A 15,442-nucleotide genomic window follows, 5' to 3' on the forward strand; every position below is an offset into this window, starting at 1 on the left:
ACACATCAGGCACAATTGAAAATAATGAATAATATACAATTATTTAAAAATTACCGCTAAAAAACTTCATCGAACTTTTAAATAATGCATTCTCAATCTAAATTATTCCTGATAAAAGATTATGCAAACACAATTGAATAAAACAAAGGTATTACTTGTTTTGGTGATTCTGTTTATGACATTCAGTAACTGTTTTTCACAAATTAAAACAGGCTCCATCAAAGGCACTGTAGTTGATGAAAAAGGTGTTCCGGTATCTGACTGTAAGGTAAGATTGTTAAGTTTTTCAGAAATGAAGGTACTTGAAACAATAGTAACAGACAGTACCGGGAAATATTTTTTTACAAATCTCGTTACAGGCAGATATAATATCCGAATCACCAACAAAGAAAAAAAAATCAGCAATAATTTTGATGTTACAATACAGGACTCATTATTAAATATAAATACGGATTCTGCTGTCTCTCCCAAAACTGCGGACAAAATTAATACAACCGAACAAATTGATGTAACATCCGAAAAACAGGTATATGAAATGTTTGTGGATAAGAACGTATACAACGTAAGCCATGATAACTCACTAAAAGGAATGAATGTCATAGACGCTTTAAAGAAAACACCGTTTGTCTCCGTGGAAAATATGTCAATTTTGCTTAAAGCCAATCCTAACATAAAATTTAAATTAAATGATTCACCGGTAAATATTTCAGGAGAGCAGTTGTATCAGTTTTTACTTAGTATGCCGGCGGAAAATGTTCTAGCTATAGAAGTTTATACAAATCCCGGAGTGAAGCAAAGCTCAGAAGGGACAGGCGGAATAATAAATATTGTTTTAAAAAAAGAAGAAGAAATTCCGGAAAACAAAAATATTAATGCCGGGACATACTATTACTCTACAAACAGTTATAACGGATTTTTAGGACTGGGAATTAACGAGAAAAATTATGATGCATCTTTGTTTTACAACTACAGCCGCTTTAATAACAGTTCAAATTTCGACAGGAAAAAAATAATCTATAACCCTCAGTATTCTGAAATTTTTCAGTCAGGCATCACTCCTTCACCCAGTAGTACTCATTACATAACTTTGAATGCTGATAAGTCTGTCCTTAAAAAAGGCAACATTAATTTTATGGGAACATTTTTATCGAATACTTCGAACTCTGACAGAACAGGTCAAAGCTCCTATTATGATATATTGGGAAACCAAACAAACAAATATAGCAGTGAAAACAACAGCGATACAAAATTTACCAGCCTGGAATTAACTTCCGGACTAACTACAAAAATTGCAAATGAAAAAAATAATCTGAATGTAACTGCTTCTTATAAAACTGATAATATCCGGAATGATTTTTCCGGAAAGCAAATCTATGAGCCTGTTTATAACAGAAAAGATTACATGATTAAATCCGGTTTTCAACAAGATCTGAAAAATTTTTATTTCAAACCTGAATTTTCAACAAAATTTTCCAAGACTTTAACTTTTAATACCGGAGGTGAATTTTCCGGATTTAAAAATAAAAACGAAAATAATGTGTTAAATTTTGACACGACTACTAATCAATTTTATTATGATAATAACTTATCAAATAACTTTGAATATAACAGAAACATTTATTCAGCATATCTGGAAACGATTGCCAATTTTTCTAATTTAAGTTTAAGTGCCGGCTTAAGGATGGAAAAAACAAATTCGGACGGGAATCTTGTCGGAACAGGAAACAGTTTTGAAAACAATTACACTGACTTTTTCCCTGCGTTTTCATTGCTAAAAACAATCAACCCTAATAATTCTATCAGGGTCTCATATAGTAAGCGTCTAAACAGACCTGAGGCATTTTATTTAAACCCATTTGTAAATAAAAATAATGTTACTCTCACTGTATCGACAGGTAATCCATACTTATCACCCGAATATTCTCATACTGTGGAATTGAGTTATATAAATTCAACGGGTGGAATAAATATAAATCCAACTGTATTCTTCAAAGCTACAAACAATGTGATAGCTTATGTTAAATCCATAATAGATTCTAATATCACTTTTTCAACTTATAAAAATTTAAATAAAACTAATTCATACGGAATAGACCTGAGTATATCAGGGCTATTTTTTAAACGGGCGTACCTTAATGGAGGAATAAGTTATTACAAGTCGGATTTGTCAGGAGATGTAAATAGTGATATCAACGGAAATTCCATAAGCACATTAAAAGCTAATTGCTCCATCAGTATTCCTGTAACTCTTATTTTATCACTTGATTTATATTACCTGTATCAGGGTAAAAAATTGAAACCCCAGGGTTATACCGAGCCATATCAATTTTTAAACGCAGGTATTTCATTAAGGTTAATGGATAGTAAGCTTAATATCAGATTATCAGCAAACGATATTTTTAATTCTCAAAGACTTAAAGCAATATCTGATTATGAAGATTCGTATGAGGAATCTCTTAATAAACAAAACTCACAATCAATTATGCTGGGAATTAATTTTATGTGGGGTAAGATTGATAATAAAAAAAGCAAGGAACCAAAGTCTAAAAAAACAAAAATACCTGATACAGATTTAAAAGAATCATACTAAACCGTTTTTCCCCCCATTGTTGGTCTCTTGACCAACAACCACAATGCTAGAATGATGTTGATGAAAATCCCGCTCCCGCCTTTGGCGGGACAAGTTCCGGGGGACAGGCTACCAACAGCGGCGACTTGGTATCCCCCAAAAACGACCATTAAAAATTTGAGTGAAGAAAATTAACGAGTAAATCGAAAAAGCGGAAAAGCTGTCTGAGCGAAGCGAGTTTTTTTCGCCCGCATCCACTCCCTCGTTCCGATGCTCCCGCTTCGGAACGTAAAGCAAATTTTTACTTGGTCTTGACTGGGTACCTGTCCCGCAGTTTTTTTGCGAGAGTTCTTTTTGGTTCAAGCTAAAAAGAACAATCCACCTAGGCGGATGAGATGAAATGCGTTCCGAAGCTGGAGCATCGGAACGAGATATGTCAGTAATTGATTATTGGATTCCAGCATTCTAGGTAAGGAGAGTAACAAATTGTATTACTTTCCCTTCTACTCCGTCCCAAACTCCTGTTTGGGACGGAACGTGACATTGAAACTCCGTTTCAATGCAAAACAGAGTTTTGCGGACAATGCCTTCCCAAACTGGAGTTTGGGAAGGAGTACTAAGTATTTTCTATTCCCTTTCCCTCACTCTATCTTCACACTTGCATAAACAACAAGCAAAGTTCTCCACTTCTTTTATCATTTAATGGAGAATTTTTTTCTACTATCTTATATAAGATTGAATAAAATCATATGCAGAAGCTTATATTAATTTTAGTTTTTGTAATTTCATTTCAGACTTTGCAGGCTCAGAACGGGTTTATAAATCCGTTCAAGATCGGAAATTATTATGAATATCTGTATAAAGAATCTGAATTTTTAGAATACAGATTCAAAGCAAAAATTACAAAGGATACTATAATAAACGGAAAGAAATTTTACACAATGAACTTCTATGATGAGCCTGGAATGGGAAATTACAGCGTTAACTTCAGATTAGATACAACAACTTTAAATATATACGGACCCGGCGGGTTGTGTCCGGATAGCACTGGCTTCAATTTACTTGGCGGTTTTAGGTTACCGGTTGGTTACACCTGGGATAGCTGCCGCCCGGGATATTTCAGAAGTAAAATTGCAGATACTGCAACAGACTATGATATTTTCAATACCGGAATTCCCCTGAAAGTATTCAGCAGATTAGATACAATGGCAGGAGCAGTCGATGGTATTTACAAAACATACTTTACAGAAATGTTCGGTTATTTTTATTTTTTTAGTGACCATGGGGGAATATTTGAAGGGCAAGGTTATCAGAAATTTTTAAAGGGAGCCGTAATAAACGGAGTAACTTACGGTGAAATACTATCGGATATCAATCAGATATCGAATGAAATTCCTTCGGGATATGAGCTGAAGCAGAATTATCCGAACCCGTTTAATCCCTCAACGGTGATTTAGTTTGCGATACCTAAAAAACAGAATGTAAAAATTTCTGTTTTCAATTCCTTAGGGCAGCAGGTAAATGTACTGGTAAATGAAGTTAAGGATGCAGGAAAGTATCAGTATGTTTTCAGCGGAAAAAATTTACCAAGCGGAATTTATTTTTACAGGATTGAGACGAAAGATTTCAGCGAAACAAAAAGAATGGTGCTGGTAAAATAATTTTAGAAAATTTTTTTATTTAGAAAGACCTGACAGGTTTTTAATCCTGTCAGGTCATTTACAAAAAAATTGTCATTAAAATAAAGTCAGCCTGTCCTGCTTTAGCGGGTGGCTTTCGCCCCGATTAAAAAAACATATATACTCAATACTCACTACATAATACACAATACTCAAAAGGCTTTCGCCCCGATATTAAAACACAATACTCAATACTAACTACTTTATACTCACTACCAAAAAGAGCCCTTCGCCAAAAATTCCAAAAATTTTCAAAAGTTCATTTTTGACTCAAAAAACATCCGATTTTGAAAAATTATTTATATGTTAAAACAATAGATTAAAATCGACTTTACATAATCTTGAAATAAATCGATGTTTTAACTATAATTTATTTTCACCATCAAAATTTTCGCGTAACTTTTGCGATTTTGAGCTAAAATCCTACTTTTTTTCCGGCATTGAGTAATCCGCGTCTTCAGTCGCTACGTTGAGTTCCATCTTCTCAATTACTGCCTTTTGTGATGCTCCCATAGGAGATTCAGGCGCGTGGATTTCAACTGACCATGGGTATAAAAAGCCATCTGTAGCCTTGTAATTGCCATAAATAAAGTCCATCGAGACTTCCTTCTCGCCCATCTTGCGTTTGGTGGATTCCTTCAGAAGCAGGTAGCTGGTCGCATCGAAGAAGTAGTAGTTCACGTCGCCGTCCTTGTTGGTCAGCTTTATTTTATAGACGTCTGTCCCTTCCATATCCTCTTTGCCAACGAACTCAACCGTTGCGCCTTTATCTTTGTAATTTACGATTGTACCCTCTAAATCCGCGTTATTTGCAAGGTATTTGGCATCAATGTCAGGCATTTTTTCCGGCTCTCTTGAACCCTGGAACGGATTAAGCATCCAGCCCATTGTGCCGTCGTAAGCCTGAATCATCGTCATGCCCTGAATCTGCATTTCCATCTTAATTTTGGAAGGTCTTTTGTAGATACGGGTAAAATTGATATCCATGCTTCCTGCGCTGAACTTGCCCGTCATTTTAGCGGTCTTAATGGAGTTGATCTTATCCATTCCGCCGATGGCAGTTACATAATTATTGATTACTTCATCTGCAGTCTGGGCAAACGAGTTTGAAACGAAGAATGCCAGTAAAATGGCAAGAATTGATTTATACATTAAGTTTAGTTTAAGGTTAATAGATTATACTCTTTATTGTTCAAAATGTTACTGATTATTTTCTGTTGATTTCGGCAGTTCGGCCGTTTCGTATTCATCAAGTTTATCCAGCATAAGATTTACATATCCTTCAGGTTCGTTGCGGAACATCTTTGCAAACTTTGCCCCTATTACAATCTGCTCATAGGTATATGAAAACTTATAGTGCACCTGCTGATTTATGGTTTCATCATAGGATTTAAACAGTACCAGGATTTCCATTGAAGAGTTTTTAAAGTCCTCAATCTCTTTGGAAAAGAACGGGCTGTCTTCATCAATCGGATGCACGATGTTCCAGCTTAAAGCAAGCATGTTAATCATGTGGCGCTCGAGTTTAAGGTTATCAAATCCACGGGTAATGTTGCCGTTCTCATCAAATTTATTGTAGCTCATAAATGCCTGAACTTCAGCTTCAATCAACTGGCTGTGCCGCGCATTTGCAATACGGAAAATAAGAGCAGTGATATCCCTGTACGGAGATATTAAACAGTTTTTACTCGTAAGAAGTTTAACATTCGGTCTTGAAAATCTGGCATAAAGTAAACCGGTTATAATGGCAAAAACAAGCAAGCCCAGCAGTGATTCTATAGCAGCAATAATATTCATCCACCATCCGGAAGGAGCTAAATGCCCATAGCCGACAGTAGTAATTGTCTGAACTGAGAAGAAGAAGCAGTCACGGTATTTTTCAATAAGGGTTATGCCTTCTGCTCCGCGGAGGTTTTCATGTCCGATTATATAATAAAGCGTTGCAAATATGAAGTTCTCAATTATATAGAATAGAAGGATGTACGTATTGAACTTTGACCAGGAAATAGTCAGGAGATTTTGATAGAAATGGAAACGTTCTTTGAAAGAGAGACCGGTGCGTTTAAGATTAAACGAGCCGTCGGAATTTAAGAGACGCTGATTTGGATTTATGGCGTTTGTGCCTAAGCCAAGGTCTTTAAAATCTTCTTCTCTGGGTAACGGTTTGGATTTCGGAGAGCGTTTTATTCCTAACAATGATAATTGAGTTTTATCTAAAATACTCAAAAAAAGCGTTCTAAAAAATAACTATCTTAAAGGTTAACATTATCTTTTGGTAGTTATCGAATTCGATATCATCTATGACATTATCCCCTCTCACAAATTCATATCTGATGCCGGCGCTGTTTTTGCCGTCGTTGATAAAGTAATATGTAAGGTTTGTGCGGAAGAAATTAAAATACTTTTTATGGGATAAATCACGTTCAAACTTGGTACCAAAATGATAATCAACATTTATATCAAACATATCTCTTTTTTCACGGAGGAAATATATACTCCAGTCTAATTTAATCTGGGCAGATGAACTCTGCGCAAAATCGGATAGTTCATCATTTATTTTTTTTGTATAGTCGAATCCCAATGCAAAATTATTTCTGTATTTGAGAACATTTTCTATTATTGAAAGACGTGAGCCGCCGGGTATGATAGCTCTGAGAAAAATATTTTTAATAGAGGGAAAATATGGATTGATATAAAGAGTAGCAGAATAAGTATTAAATTTTTTACTGACGAAATCGCGCTTATATCTCAGGTCGAGAAAGTTATCCAGAAGAAAATTTTTAGAGGAATCGGAGATAATGGAATTTAACAATAAGCCGACTCTGTAGTTATCTCGTTTTGTTTTTCTGAAAGTGTTTTTCTCTACTTCTACATAGGGCAGAACAGAATAGGTTCTTTTTTGATTTAATTTCAGATTATAACCAACTGAAGTATGAAGATTAAAATATGTTGCTCCTGTATCCGGAATATGAATATAGAACTCTGCAGGACTAAAGGAGTTATCACTGAAAGATCTTACAATATTTAATCCGGGCTGAACGTTATCAGACACAATCTGAGCTTTGAGCGGGATTGCAAAAAGAAGTAGTACAAATAAAAAAAGTTTGACTTTCATAGATAAGGAAAGTCAAACTTAGGGAAAAAATAATCTACTAAAAATGTGAAAATCAGAACTTTATGACAATGTATTTTTATCAAAAAGCGGGGAATTGTAATTTTGTAACTAAAGATATCTTTATATACTTATCATAATTTTTATTTTCTAACAAATTCTGACCTTTAACAAAATTTATTGCAACACCAAATTTACTTTCTTCCACTTTTAAGAAATAGAATGCTAGATTCATTTTCAAAAAATTATAATATTTTATTAATAGATAATCATAGTCAAATTTTTTACCAAATGAATAGCTTACATCTAAAGCCACTTCTAAATTTTTATTGATTAAATAAACAAGACCTGGATTTAAATTTGCAAAAATGGTTGTATAATTTTCAAATTGTGGATTGTTATTGTTAGGTTGAAAATTAATACCGATAGAACTTCTGTTATAATATTTTAAATTGGCTATACCTAAAACAAATTCTGGTACAATGGTACTTGGTAAAATCCAATCCAAATACCAAATTCCAAAATTTATATCAGGGTTTATTATGTAAGTAAGAGAAAAAGCATCATTGTTTTTATCTATGTTGTCTTTAATTAAGCTTGAAATTAATGAATTTCTAAAACTTTGACTTTTATTGTCAGAAGTGTAAATATCAAAAAAATTAAATCCTAAATTTACTCCTATCTTATTTTTATCAAGTGGTGTTTTCTTATCAGTTGTATGCTCAAACTGCATAAATCCAAGTAAGCTAACATCTTTCAAAATTAAGAAATTTTTAGCTCTAGGAGATTCAGAAAAAAAATTGTATCCAATTGAAAGCAGAAGATTGCCTTGTACATTACCAGTATCCGGAACACTAACAATAACATCAGCAGGGGTTAAAACATTATCTGTAAAATTTTTTGCAATATAAATTCCGTTTTTAGGTAATTTAGAGGTTAAATCCTGTGCTATTGAGGTATTTAAAATTAATAAGCCCGCATATAAAAATATTAATTTCATCTTAATCCCCTAAATTTTTAAGTATTGCCATTATTAAAGAATCTACATTTTTATATTTTGTATCAACAATTTCTTGGGGATTTTTTGATCCTTTAAGTTCTAAATACTGAGCTATAACTTCATTCATAAATCTTCTATATGTAGGGTTATTCATTATTGATGAAAATGAAGTTTTACGATCAATATCATTATCGTTTGTCCAATCTTTCACCAAGTTTATAATGTCATTTGAAATCGTTTTTTCATTATTATAATCGTTTAAACTTTTGTTAAAAATTTTTAAGATAACATTTAATTCTTCTTTATCAGGCCCTTTATTTCCGGCAGATTCCAAGTCATGTTCTACATTGAAATACCAATTTATTAAATCTATAAGAATTGTAATTTGCTTTACTTCAAATGTTAAATTCATTGTTTCGATATTAGTTTTTGAAAGAAGCATAAGGATTTCCGAATTAACAAATTCAGATATCTTTGTTATACTAGTATCTTTTTTCTGATTACTATCTAACTCGGAGAACAATTTTTGTTTTTTTGTTTCTGATGATGACTTTGATCCTCTATTACACCCCCAAAAAATTATAATGATAATTAATGCAAGAAAATATAATATGATAGCCCTATTACTTTTTAGCATAACTAATTAATTTTTAATTTTCAAAATTCATCATTTCCATAAAAAATATAATTGTATATTTACATCATTTCCAAATAATATAAGATTTTTAAAATAATATTTTTTAACGTAACCCCAACACCAATCCGCTCCGAAGCCAAGCTTACTCTCCGGAGCGTTTTATGGTTTTTCAATAGGGGAAGAAATGGCGATTCTTCCGGGCAGTGAAACTTATGATTGATTATTTTTTATTGATATGCTTGATTGATACAATTATACATCAATCATATTATCTCTGCCGAGAAAAAAATTCGTTATTGTTGGTAAGTATTTATTGCTTTAAGTAAATTTTGGCTTATATAAGTTGATTTTTTATTTATTTTTGCGGATTTTAAAATAAGTTTATTGAATAATCTGTTGGCAAAACCACTTTGCCCGAATATTATGGATTTTCGCAGCAATATTACTAAACTCTTACAACCCCTCACAAAAGAAGAAATTCACGGCCTTAAGAAATTTATTTCCTCCCCTTACTTTAATACAAATAAAAATATTTCAGATATTTTTGATGAACTGATAAAATTCCACCCGAAGTTTGAAAGCAAAAATCTTAATAAGGAATACATATACTCAAAGGTTTTTAAAGGTAAGCCGTTCAATGATTCAAACATGAGATGGATACTCAGCGAGATAACTCATCTTACTGAAAATTATTTTGCCCAGAAGAGATTTGACAACAATAAACTGCTTAAGGAATTTTATATATCGGAAGAATTTGTAAACAGAATGGATGAAGGCAGATTAAAAAAATCTGTGAATGCAATGAAAGCGGAACTTAAGAATGCTCCTGACAAAGACTATATGTATTTTTTTTATAAATATTTATGCCAGTCTAATGAACTGAATGAAGTATCTCTTTTTAAAAAAGACAAGAAGGCTAAGGAGATGGATTTATTTTTTGACATCTATCTGAAATCTTTTGTAAGCTATATAAATCATTTTATAATCGGAATAACTTTTGATTATCTCACAGCAACTTCTCTTGCATCTAAATATTTAAAGAACGGTATCAGCAAAAAAATAAATGAACTAGTAAAGCTTTTTAATTTCGAAAAGATTGCCGAATTTATGGAAGAAAAAAATGAGGACGCAGAGCAGATACGAGCTACTGTGAATATGCTAAATATGCATTTGTATCCTGATAACGATTCACTCTATGAAGATTTTAAAAATTACATTGTAAAAAATGAGAGGGGCATTGGCACAGAAGAGCTTTCCGGATTTTATCACCAGCTTGTTTCGTATTTAAGGATAAAGATAATCAGGTCAAAAAATAAAAATTATTTTCGCAATGAACTGTATATGATATCGGATTATCTTTTTAAAAATAATCTGCATTTCAATCAACGGACACAATCGTTAAATCAGGTTCTATATAAACTAACATTGTTAAATACTCTTGAGCTGGAAAAAACAGAAGAAGCAGAAAAGTTTATAATGAAATACTCAGAAGAGATTTCTGAAAATCATAAGGATGACGCCAAAAATTTCAGCAACGCATATCTGAGTTTTTATAAAAAGGATTTTGATAAGGCTTTGGACTTTATGAATGAGACTAAAGCAAATTTTTTCTTCACTGATCAAAAAATTCTTAAAATTGCGTGCTTTACAGAAATGGCGTATAAAGATGAATGCGCTAACGAAGTAAAGTCGTTCAAAAAATATCTGAAGACGAGTAAATTCTTATCTGCCGAAACAAAAGCAACATATAATAAATTTTTATTTTTCATTCCATATCTATGCCGCTCAGGCAAAGGGAAAAACTTCTTATCTAAAAAGAAATTATTGGAAAACTTACAGGATGTGAATGCAATTTATCTTACCAGCTGGTTAAAGAGCAAAATAGACGGGCTGTAATAAATACAGCCCGTGTAGAGATTTATTCTTCCGGATAAGTCATTATCAGATTTCCTTTATCATCATAAACAAAAATCCACGGAACACCATCTACATCAACTCTAACATAAGTATAATCTGATCGATTGGAAATTGCTTCAGAAGTGGTTTGAGAAGCATGAATTGTAGTGCAAAATAGGCCGGCAATGAAGAAGCTCAATGCAAGCAGACAGGCTAAGAAAAATGATTTGAGTTTCATTTTTATCTCCTTAGGGGTTTGATTTTAACACAAGCAAAATGCCTGTGAAAATCAGCCTGCCCAGCTCGCCATCGATATTAATATAAAGTTAAATTAGTTTTATAATTCTCCTATTAAATTAGCAAAATAATTGAAATGTTAGCTTTATAAAAAAAGCATAATATTCCAAACAATTAAAATTACAAAAGTAATTTTAACTTTGATTTTAAGAAAACTATATATTGTGATTAAAAAAAGAGAAAAAAAAATACTCCATCCGAAAAAGTATTAAAAAGATGGAGTATTTTAACGAGGTGAGATTTTAGCTATGAGAAACTTGTTTGGTAAACGGGAGAAAAAATTCTAGGGGGGCTATCATTTACTTCTCCCAAATTTGAACTTAAAAGTCTAATGAACCTTTATAGTTCAAAACCTCCCCCGAAAAAACTAAAAAAAACGAGGGAGCGTTTTGATTCACCATTATTAATTCAATTAATTAAAACAATTTTTAAAGAACATTAAAAAACTAGTTACCTCCGTGGTGTCCACCACAGGATTCAGGGTAAGTATCAATCAATTTTCCGGCTTCATCAAAAACGAAAATAAATAAAACTCCATCAATCCAAATCTTTTCATATGTATATTCTTCACCGGAAGTTACTTCTATAGATACCGGTTCAGCTGCAATAGCGTTAACCGAAATAGGAGCTAAAAATCCTATTAAAAAACAAATTATTAAAAAACCTTTTAAAAATACTTTTCTCATAAGTATAGGACTAAAATTTACTACTACTAAAATCTATTACAAATATTATGATTCTATTATTAATATGCAAAGAATAATTTTTAGTATTTCCGCATTATTTAAAAGTCTACACGAAGAATATTCTTTATTTTTGGTTATTTTATTGATATTTTTAGTGTAATATTTAAGCAATTTTCCGCTAACTTCAGCTAATATGGATTTAAGAGAGCATAACGTAATACTTATATTAAAATCTTTTTCACCGGTAGAAGTAAGAAGTTTTAAAAACTTTATTATTTCACCTATATATAATAATCTGAAAAAGATAAATCAATTATACAATGTAATTAAAAAGTTTGCCCCTAATTACAATGATGAAAGAATAAATACCCTCTATTTATTTGAATCTTTATACGAAGGTAAAAATTATAACCATTCAACAATTACAAATTTGATTTCTAAAATGCAAAAGCTCCTGGAAGAGTTTTTAATTTTTACCAATATTCATAAAACTCCGATTAAAAAAGACGAATTTCTATTAAAAGAATATTTCGGAAGGAACCTAAAATCACTTTCCTTTAAAAATATATTTAATCTGAAAGAGCCGGCTACAAATAAAGAAGATATAGATTCCGATTTCTTTCTTCGAAGCTTTACTCATGATGCATACAAGGTTAATTATATTGTTAACTATGGAATGGATAATCAAAAAAAATCTACCCAGTTTCTTTCTGAAGGATTATTAAACGTCAATGTCAATTTTATAAATTACTTTGTAATGGAGCTAATGTCTAATTATATTAATTCCATAATTTCCCTCTCTGCCAACGATACACATGATATAAAAATAAAACTTGAAAAAATTCTATCAGATTTAAACATTGATAAACTTATAAAAAATGTAGAACCCTATAATCACTATACCTATATTATTAACCTGTACCTGAAACTTGTTCAGGCATTCTCAAATCTGAAAAATACAGATAACTATTTTATATACAAAAAAGAACTTTTTAAAAGCAAAGATAAGCTAAATAAAAACGAACTGTATTTTCATTACTCAAAATTAATTGCATACTGTTCATTACAAAAAGGAAAAACCGGCAATACCGATTTTCAAAAAGAAATTTTTGAAATTTGTGAAATAGTTCTGGAAAACGAATATTACATCAATTTTTCATCTAAGTTTTTGCCAATCAATCTGTTTAAAATTATAATCTCAGCTTCAATTGCACTTGAAAAATTTGACTGGCTTGAAAATTTTCTCAACACATATTGTAAAAAAGTAAACCCGAGACTTCAAAAAGATGCAGAGCGTTATGGCTATGCATCACTTAACTTTGCAACTGAAAATTTCAATAACTGTTTAAATCTACTGAATCAAATTCGTGATAATGCTTTTCTTCTTGAAATCCGCGGAATGAAGCTCATGATATTTTATAATCTTGCATATTATAATGAGGGACTGAACGACCTGAAATCTTTTCAGAAATTTATAAAAATAAACAAATCTCTTACCCAGCAAAGAAGGCAAACATTAATCAATTTTTTAACTTATATGGATAAGCTATTTTTGTATAAGATAGCGGACAGAAAATCAGAAATAGGATATTACCGGAAAAAACTGACTGTCGAAGAAAACTGTCTATATAAAGACTGGCTTGTAAAAACCTATCAAAAAATAAAATAATTTAAATTTATATTTCAACATGGATAAAGATAAATCAACTCAAATGTTTTTTTCGCTCATCTACAGCTTTCAAATGCAGACGATGATGCACCTTGGAAAAATTAAAAACCCGGTATCAGATAAAATAGAAACGGATTTACCGGCAGCACAGGCAACAATAGATTTGATCGAAATGCTTTTGGAAAAAACTAAAGGTAATCTTGCCGACGAAGAAAAGAGATTTATAGAAAGCGCGCTCTCAGATTTAAAATTAAACTATGTTGAAGAAAGCAGCAAACCTGCACAAAATTCCGAAGAAAAAAAGGAAGAGCTTAAATGATTTTCGGAATAACCGGAAATATTGAAAAAGAAAATCTTTATGAGGTAATTAAAGATATTGGCGATTTCCTTTTAAAAAACAAAACAGAATTCTTTATTGATTCTAAGTTGTTTATTAAGTCAACCAAAAGTATTTATAAAAAATATTCTGCACCTATTGCTTCCATATTAAAGAAAAAAGATTTGATTCTTTTATCTTTAGGGGGCGATGGCACATTTCTTAACTCAGCAAGAGTCGTAGGAAACAGAAACATTCCTATACTTGGAGTAAACCTGGGTAACCTTGGCTTCCTTGCTGAAGTCCGCGCCAATGAAATTACAGGGTTTTTAAAAGAGATGCTGAAAGGAAAATTCAGAATTACAGAAAGGAATATTCTGGAAGCAATGGTTAACAATAAAAAAATCTATGGCTTAAATGACATTGTTATAGATAAGGCGAACTCGATAAGAATGATTAACATTGACGCATTTTTTAATGATGAAAGAATATTCAAAATGGTAGCTGACGGCATTATTATCTCTACTCCGACAGGTTCAACGGGTTATTCGCTGTCCTCAGGGGGACCTGTGATAAGTCCTCATAGCTCTGTTTTCTCTGCAACTCCGATTTGCCCGCACTCTTTAAATATCAGACCAATTATTTTACCTGATGACGGAGAGATAACAATTAAAACTTTGGGAAGCTCTAACGCAAGAGTGACTGCAGACGGTCAGACTTACGTTACAGGAAAATCTCCTATGGAAGTTAAGTTAAGAAAAGCAGACTACACTGTTAAACTTGTTAAAAGGATGGATAGTACTTACTTTGATACTCTTAAGAAAAAATTGTTATGGAGTGAGGATAAACGAAAATAAAATTACTGCAGCTGCTCTTTATACATTCTCACAACATTTTCAAATCCCATATACAACGAATCACAAACCAAAGCATGCCCTATTGAAACTTCCAGTAAGTTCGGAATATTATCATAGAAATATTTAAGGTTATCCAGGTCCAAATCATGACCTGCATTAATCCCAATATTTAATTCAACAGCTTTTAATGCTGCCTCTCTGTATTTTGCAATTGCAGCTTCTTTCCCTGAATGAAAATCTTTTGCATAAGCCTCAGTATATAACTCTATTCTGTCAGTACCTGTCTTCTTTGCGCCTTCAACCATTTCAACAACGGGATCAACGAACAATGATGTTCTTATTCCGGCATTTTTAAAAACTGCAATAATTTCTTTAAGGTAATTTTCATTTTCAATTGTATCCCAACCATGGTCAGATGTCAACTGATTTTGAGCATCCGGTACAAGAGTTACCTGTGTCGGCTTATTTGCTAAAACTAAATCAACAAATTTTTGCTCCCGCGGATTACCTTCTATATTAAATTCAGTAGTAATAATACTTTTCAATTTAGCCACATCTTCATATTTTATGTGTCTTTCATCGGGTCGGGGATGAACTGTTATACCATCTGCGCCAAACATCTGTGCGTCTATTGCTACTCTTACGACATCAGGATTATTGTGTCCCCGGCTGTTTCTTAGGAGAGCAAATTTATTAACATTAATTGAAAGCTTAGTCATTTTAA

General features: G+C 32.1%; 15 protein-coding genes. 7 read left to right on the forward strand and 8 right to left on the reverse strand.

Translation table 11 applies throughout. The features are described from left to right. Positions 1-133 precede the first annotated feature (133 nt). The 3 genes from JST55_10635 (at position 134) to JST55_10645 (ending at position 4,230) form a co-directional block, all read left to right on the forward strand. Complete coding sequence (locus tag JST55_10635; GenBank protein ID MBS1493960.1) at positions 134-2,590, forward strand: TonB-dependent receptor; 2,457 nt, start codon at positions 134-136, stop codon at positions 2,588-2,590. Positions 2,591-3,318: 728 nt separating this feature from the next. Then, a complete protein-coding gene (locus JST55_10640) occupies positions 3,319-4,026 on the forward strand; it encodes a hypothetical protein (GenBank protein ID MBS1493961.1) in 708 nt (235 codons plus the stop codon). Positions 4,027-4,032: 6 nt separating this feature from the next. Then, the gene (locus JST55_10645; protein ID MBS1493962.1) at positions 4,033-4,230 is read left to right on the forward strand and encodes a T9SS type A sorting domain-containing protein; all 198 of its coding nucleotides are present in this window, start codon (positions 4,033-4,035) and stop codon (positions 4,228-4,230) included. 441 nt (positions 4,231-4,671) lie between these two features. Here JST55_10645 and JST55_10650 read toward each other — a convergent pair whose 3' ends face one another. The 5 genes from JST55_10650 to JST55_10670 all read right to left on the reverse strand — a co-directional run bounded on the left by JST55_10650 (position 4,672) and on the right by JST55_10670 (position 8,997). Beyond that, positions 4,672-5,400, reverse strand: a complete 729-nt coding sequence (locus tag JST55_10650) for a hypothetical protein (protein MBS1493963.1) — start codon at positions 5,398-5,400, stop codon at positions 4,672-4,674. A gap of 48 nt (positions 5,401-5,448) precedes the next feature. Further along, the gene (locus JST55_10655) at positions 5,449-6,474 is read right to left on the reverse strand and encodes a transporter (GenBank protein MBS1493964.1); all 1,026 of its coding nucleotides are present in this window, start codon (positions 6,472-6,474) and stop codon (positions 5,449-5,451) included. A gap of 10 nt (positions 6,475-6,484) precedes the next feature. Further along, positions 6,485-7,363: a hypothetical protein gene (locus JST55_10660; protein MBS1493965.1), complete on the reverse strand. Its 879-nt coding sequence runs from the start codon at positions 7,361-7,363 to the stop codon at positions 6,485-6,487. A 79-nt stretch (positions 7,364-7,442) separates the two neighbouring features. Next, entirely contained in the window at positions 7,443-8,360 is a 918-nt protein-coding gene (locus JST55_10665) for a hypothetical protein (GenBank protein MBS1493966.1), read from the reverse strand. A gap of 1 nt (position 8,361) precedes the next feature. Continuing rightward, entirely contained in the window at positions 8,362-8,997 is a 636-nt protein-coding gene (locus JST55_10670; GenBank protein ID MBS1493967.1) for a hypothetical protein, read from the reverse strand. 423 nt (positions 8,998-9,420) lie between these two features. Here JST55_10670 and JST55_10675 point away from each other — a divergent pair, with 423 nt between their 5' ends. Further along, positions 9,421-10,893: a hypothetical protein gene (locus JST55_10675; GenBank protein MBS1493968.1), complete on the forward strand. Its 1,473-nt coding sequence runs from the start codon at positions 9,421-9,423 to the stop codon at positions 10,891-10,893. 22 nt (positions 10,894-10,915) lie between these two features. Here the strand turns inward: JST55_10675 and JST55_10680 are convergent, their stop codons facing one another. Then, positions 10,916-11,131: a hypothetical protein gene (locus JST55_10680; GenBank protein MBS1493969.1), complete on the reverse strand. Its 216-nt coding sequence runs from the start codon at positions 11,129-11,131 to the stop codon at positions 10,916-10,918. 505 nt (positions 11,132-11,636) lie between these two features. Further along, positions 11,637-11,876, reverse strand: a complete 240-nt coding sequence (locus JST55_10685) for a hypothetical protein (protein ID MBS1493970.1) — start codon at positions 11,874-11,876, stop codon at positions 11,637-11,639. Positions 11,877-12,069: 193 nt separating this feature from the next. Between JST55_10685 and JST55_10690 the strand changes: the two genes are divergently transcribed. The 3 genes from JST55_10690 to JST55_10700 are packed head-to-tail and all read left to right on the forward strand — an operon-like array spanning position 12,070 to position 14,718. Then, on the forward strand, positions 12,070-13,545 hold the full coding sequence (locus tag JST55_10690; GenBank protein MBS1493971.1) for a hypothetical protein: 1,476 nt from the start codon (positions 12,070-12,072) through the stop codon (positions 13,543-13,545). Positions 13,546-13,564: 19 nt separating this feature from the next. After that, positions 13,565-13,864 carry a DUF1844 domain-containing protein gene (locus tag JST55_10695; GenBank protein MBS1493972.1) on the forward strand — a complete coding sequence of 100 codons (300 nt, stop codon included), beginning with the start codon at positions 13,565-13,567 and terminating at the stop codon, positions 13,862-13,864. Further along, on the forward strand, positions 13,861-14,718 hold the full coding sequence (locus JST55_10700) for an NAD(+)/NADH kinase (GenBank protein ID MBS1493973.1): 858 nt from the start codon (positions 13,861-13,863) through the stop codon (positions 14,716-14,718). The genes JST55_10695 and JST55_10700 overlap by 4 nt, the downstream gene beginning before the upstream one ends. 2 nt (positions 14,719-14,720) lie before the next feature. Here JST55_10700 and JST55_10705 read toward each other — a convergent pair whose 3' ends face one another. Then, the gene (locus tag JST55_10705; protein MBS1493974.1) at positions 14,721-15,437 is read right to left on the reverse strand and encodes a pyridoxine 5'-phosphate synthase; all 717 of its coding nucleotides are present in this window, start codon (positions 15,435-15,437) and stop codon (positions 14,721-14,723) included. Positions 15,438-15,442 lie beyond the last annotated feature (5 nt).

It is taken from the genome of Bacteroidota bacterium, assembly GCA_018266835.1.
GTDB lineage: Bacteria > Bacteroidota > Ignavibacteria > Tepidaquicellales > Tepidaquicellaceae > JAFDZO01.

Excerpts from the sequence above, each read along its gene's own strand:
- JST55_10660 (MBS1493965.1), bottom strand. The coding sequence starts at position 7,363 with ATGAAAGTCAAACTTTTTTTATTTGTACTACTTCTTTTTGCAATCCCG.
- JST55_10695 (MBS1493972.1), top strand. The coding sequence starts at position 13,565 with ATGGATAAAGATAAATCAACTCAAATGTTTTTTTCGCTCATCTACAGC.
- JST55_10705 (MBS1493974.1), bottom strand. The coding sequence starts at position 15,437 with ATGACTAAGCTTTCAATTAATGTTAATAAATTTGCTCTCCTAAGAAAC.
- JST55_10665 (MBS1493966.1), bottom strand. The coding sequence starts at position 8,360 with ATGAAATTAATATTTTTATATGCGGGCTTATTAATTTTAAATACCTCA.
- JST55_10675 (MBS1493968.1), top strand. The coding sequence starts at position 9,421 with ATGGATTTTCGCAGCAATATTACTAAACTCTTACAACCCCTCACAAAA.
- JST55_10690 (MBS1493971.1), top strand. The coding sequence starts at position 12,070 with ATGGATTTAAGAGAGCATAACGTAATACTTATATTAAAATCTTTTTCA.
- JST55_10700 (MBS1493973.1), top strand. The coding sequence starts at position 13,861 with ATGATTTTCGGAATAACCGGAAATATTGAAAAAGAAAATCTTTATGAG.
- JST55_10640 (MBS1493961.1), top strand. The coding sequence starts at position 3,319 with ATGCAGAAGCTTATATTAATTTTAGTTTTTGTAATTTCATTTCAGACT.
- JST55_10685 (MBS1493970.1), bottom strand. The coding sequence starts at position 11,876 with ATGAGAAAAGTATTTTTAAAAGGTTTTTTAATAATTTGTTTTTTAATA.
- JST55_10670 (MBS1493967.1), bottom strand. The coding sequence starts at position 8,997 with ATGCTAAAAAGTAATAGGGCTATCATATTATATTTTCTTGCATTAATT.
- JST55_10680 (MBS1493969.1), bottom strand. The coding sequence starts at position 11,131 with ATGAAACTCAAATCATTTTTCTTAGCCTGTCTGCTTGCATTGAGCTTC.
- JST55_10650 (MBS1493963.1), bottom strand. The coding sequence starts at position 5,400 with ATGTATAAATCAATTCTTGCCATTTTACTGGCATTCTTCGTTTCAAAC.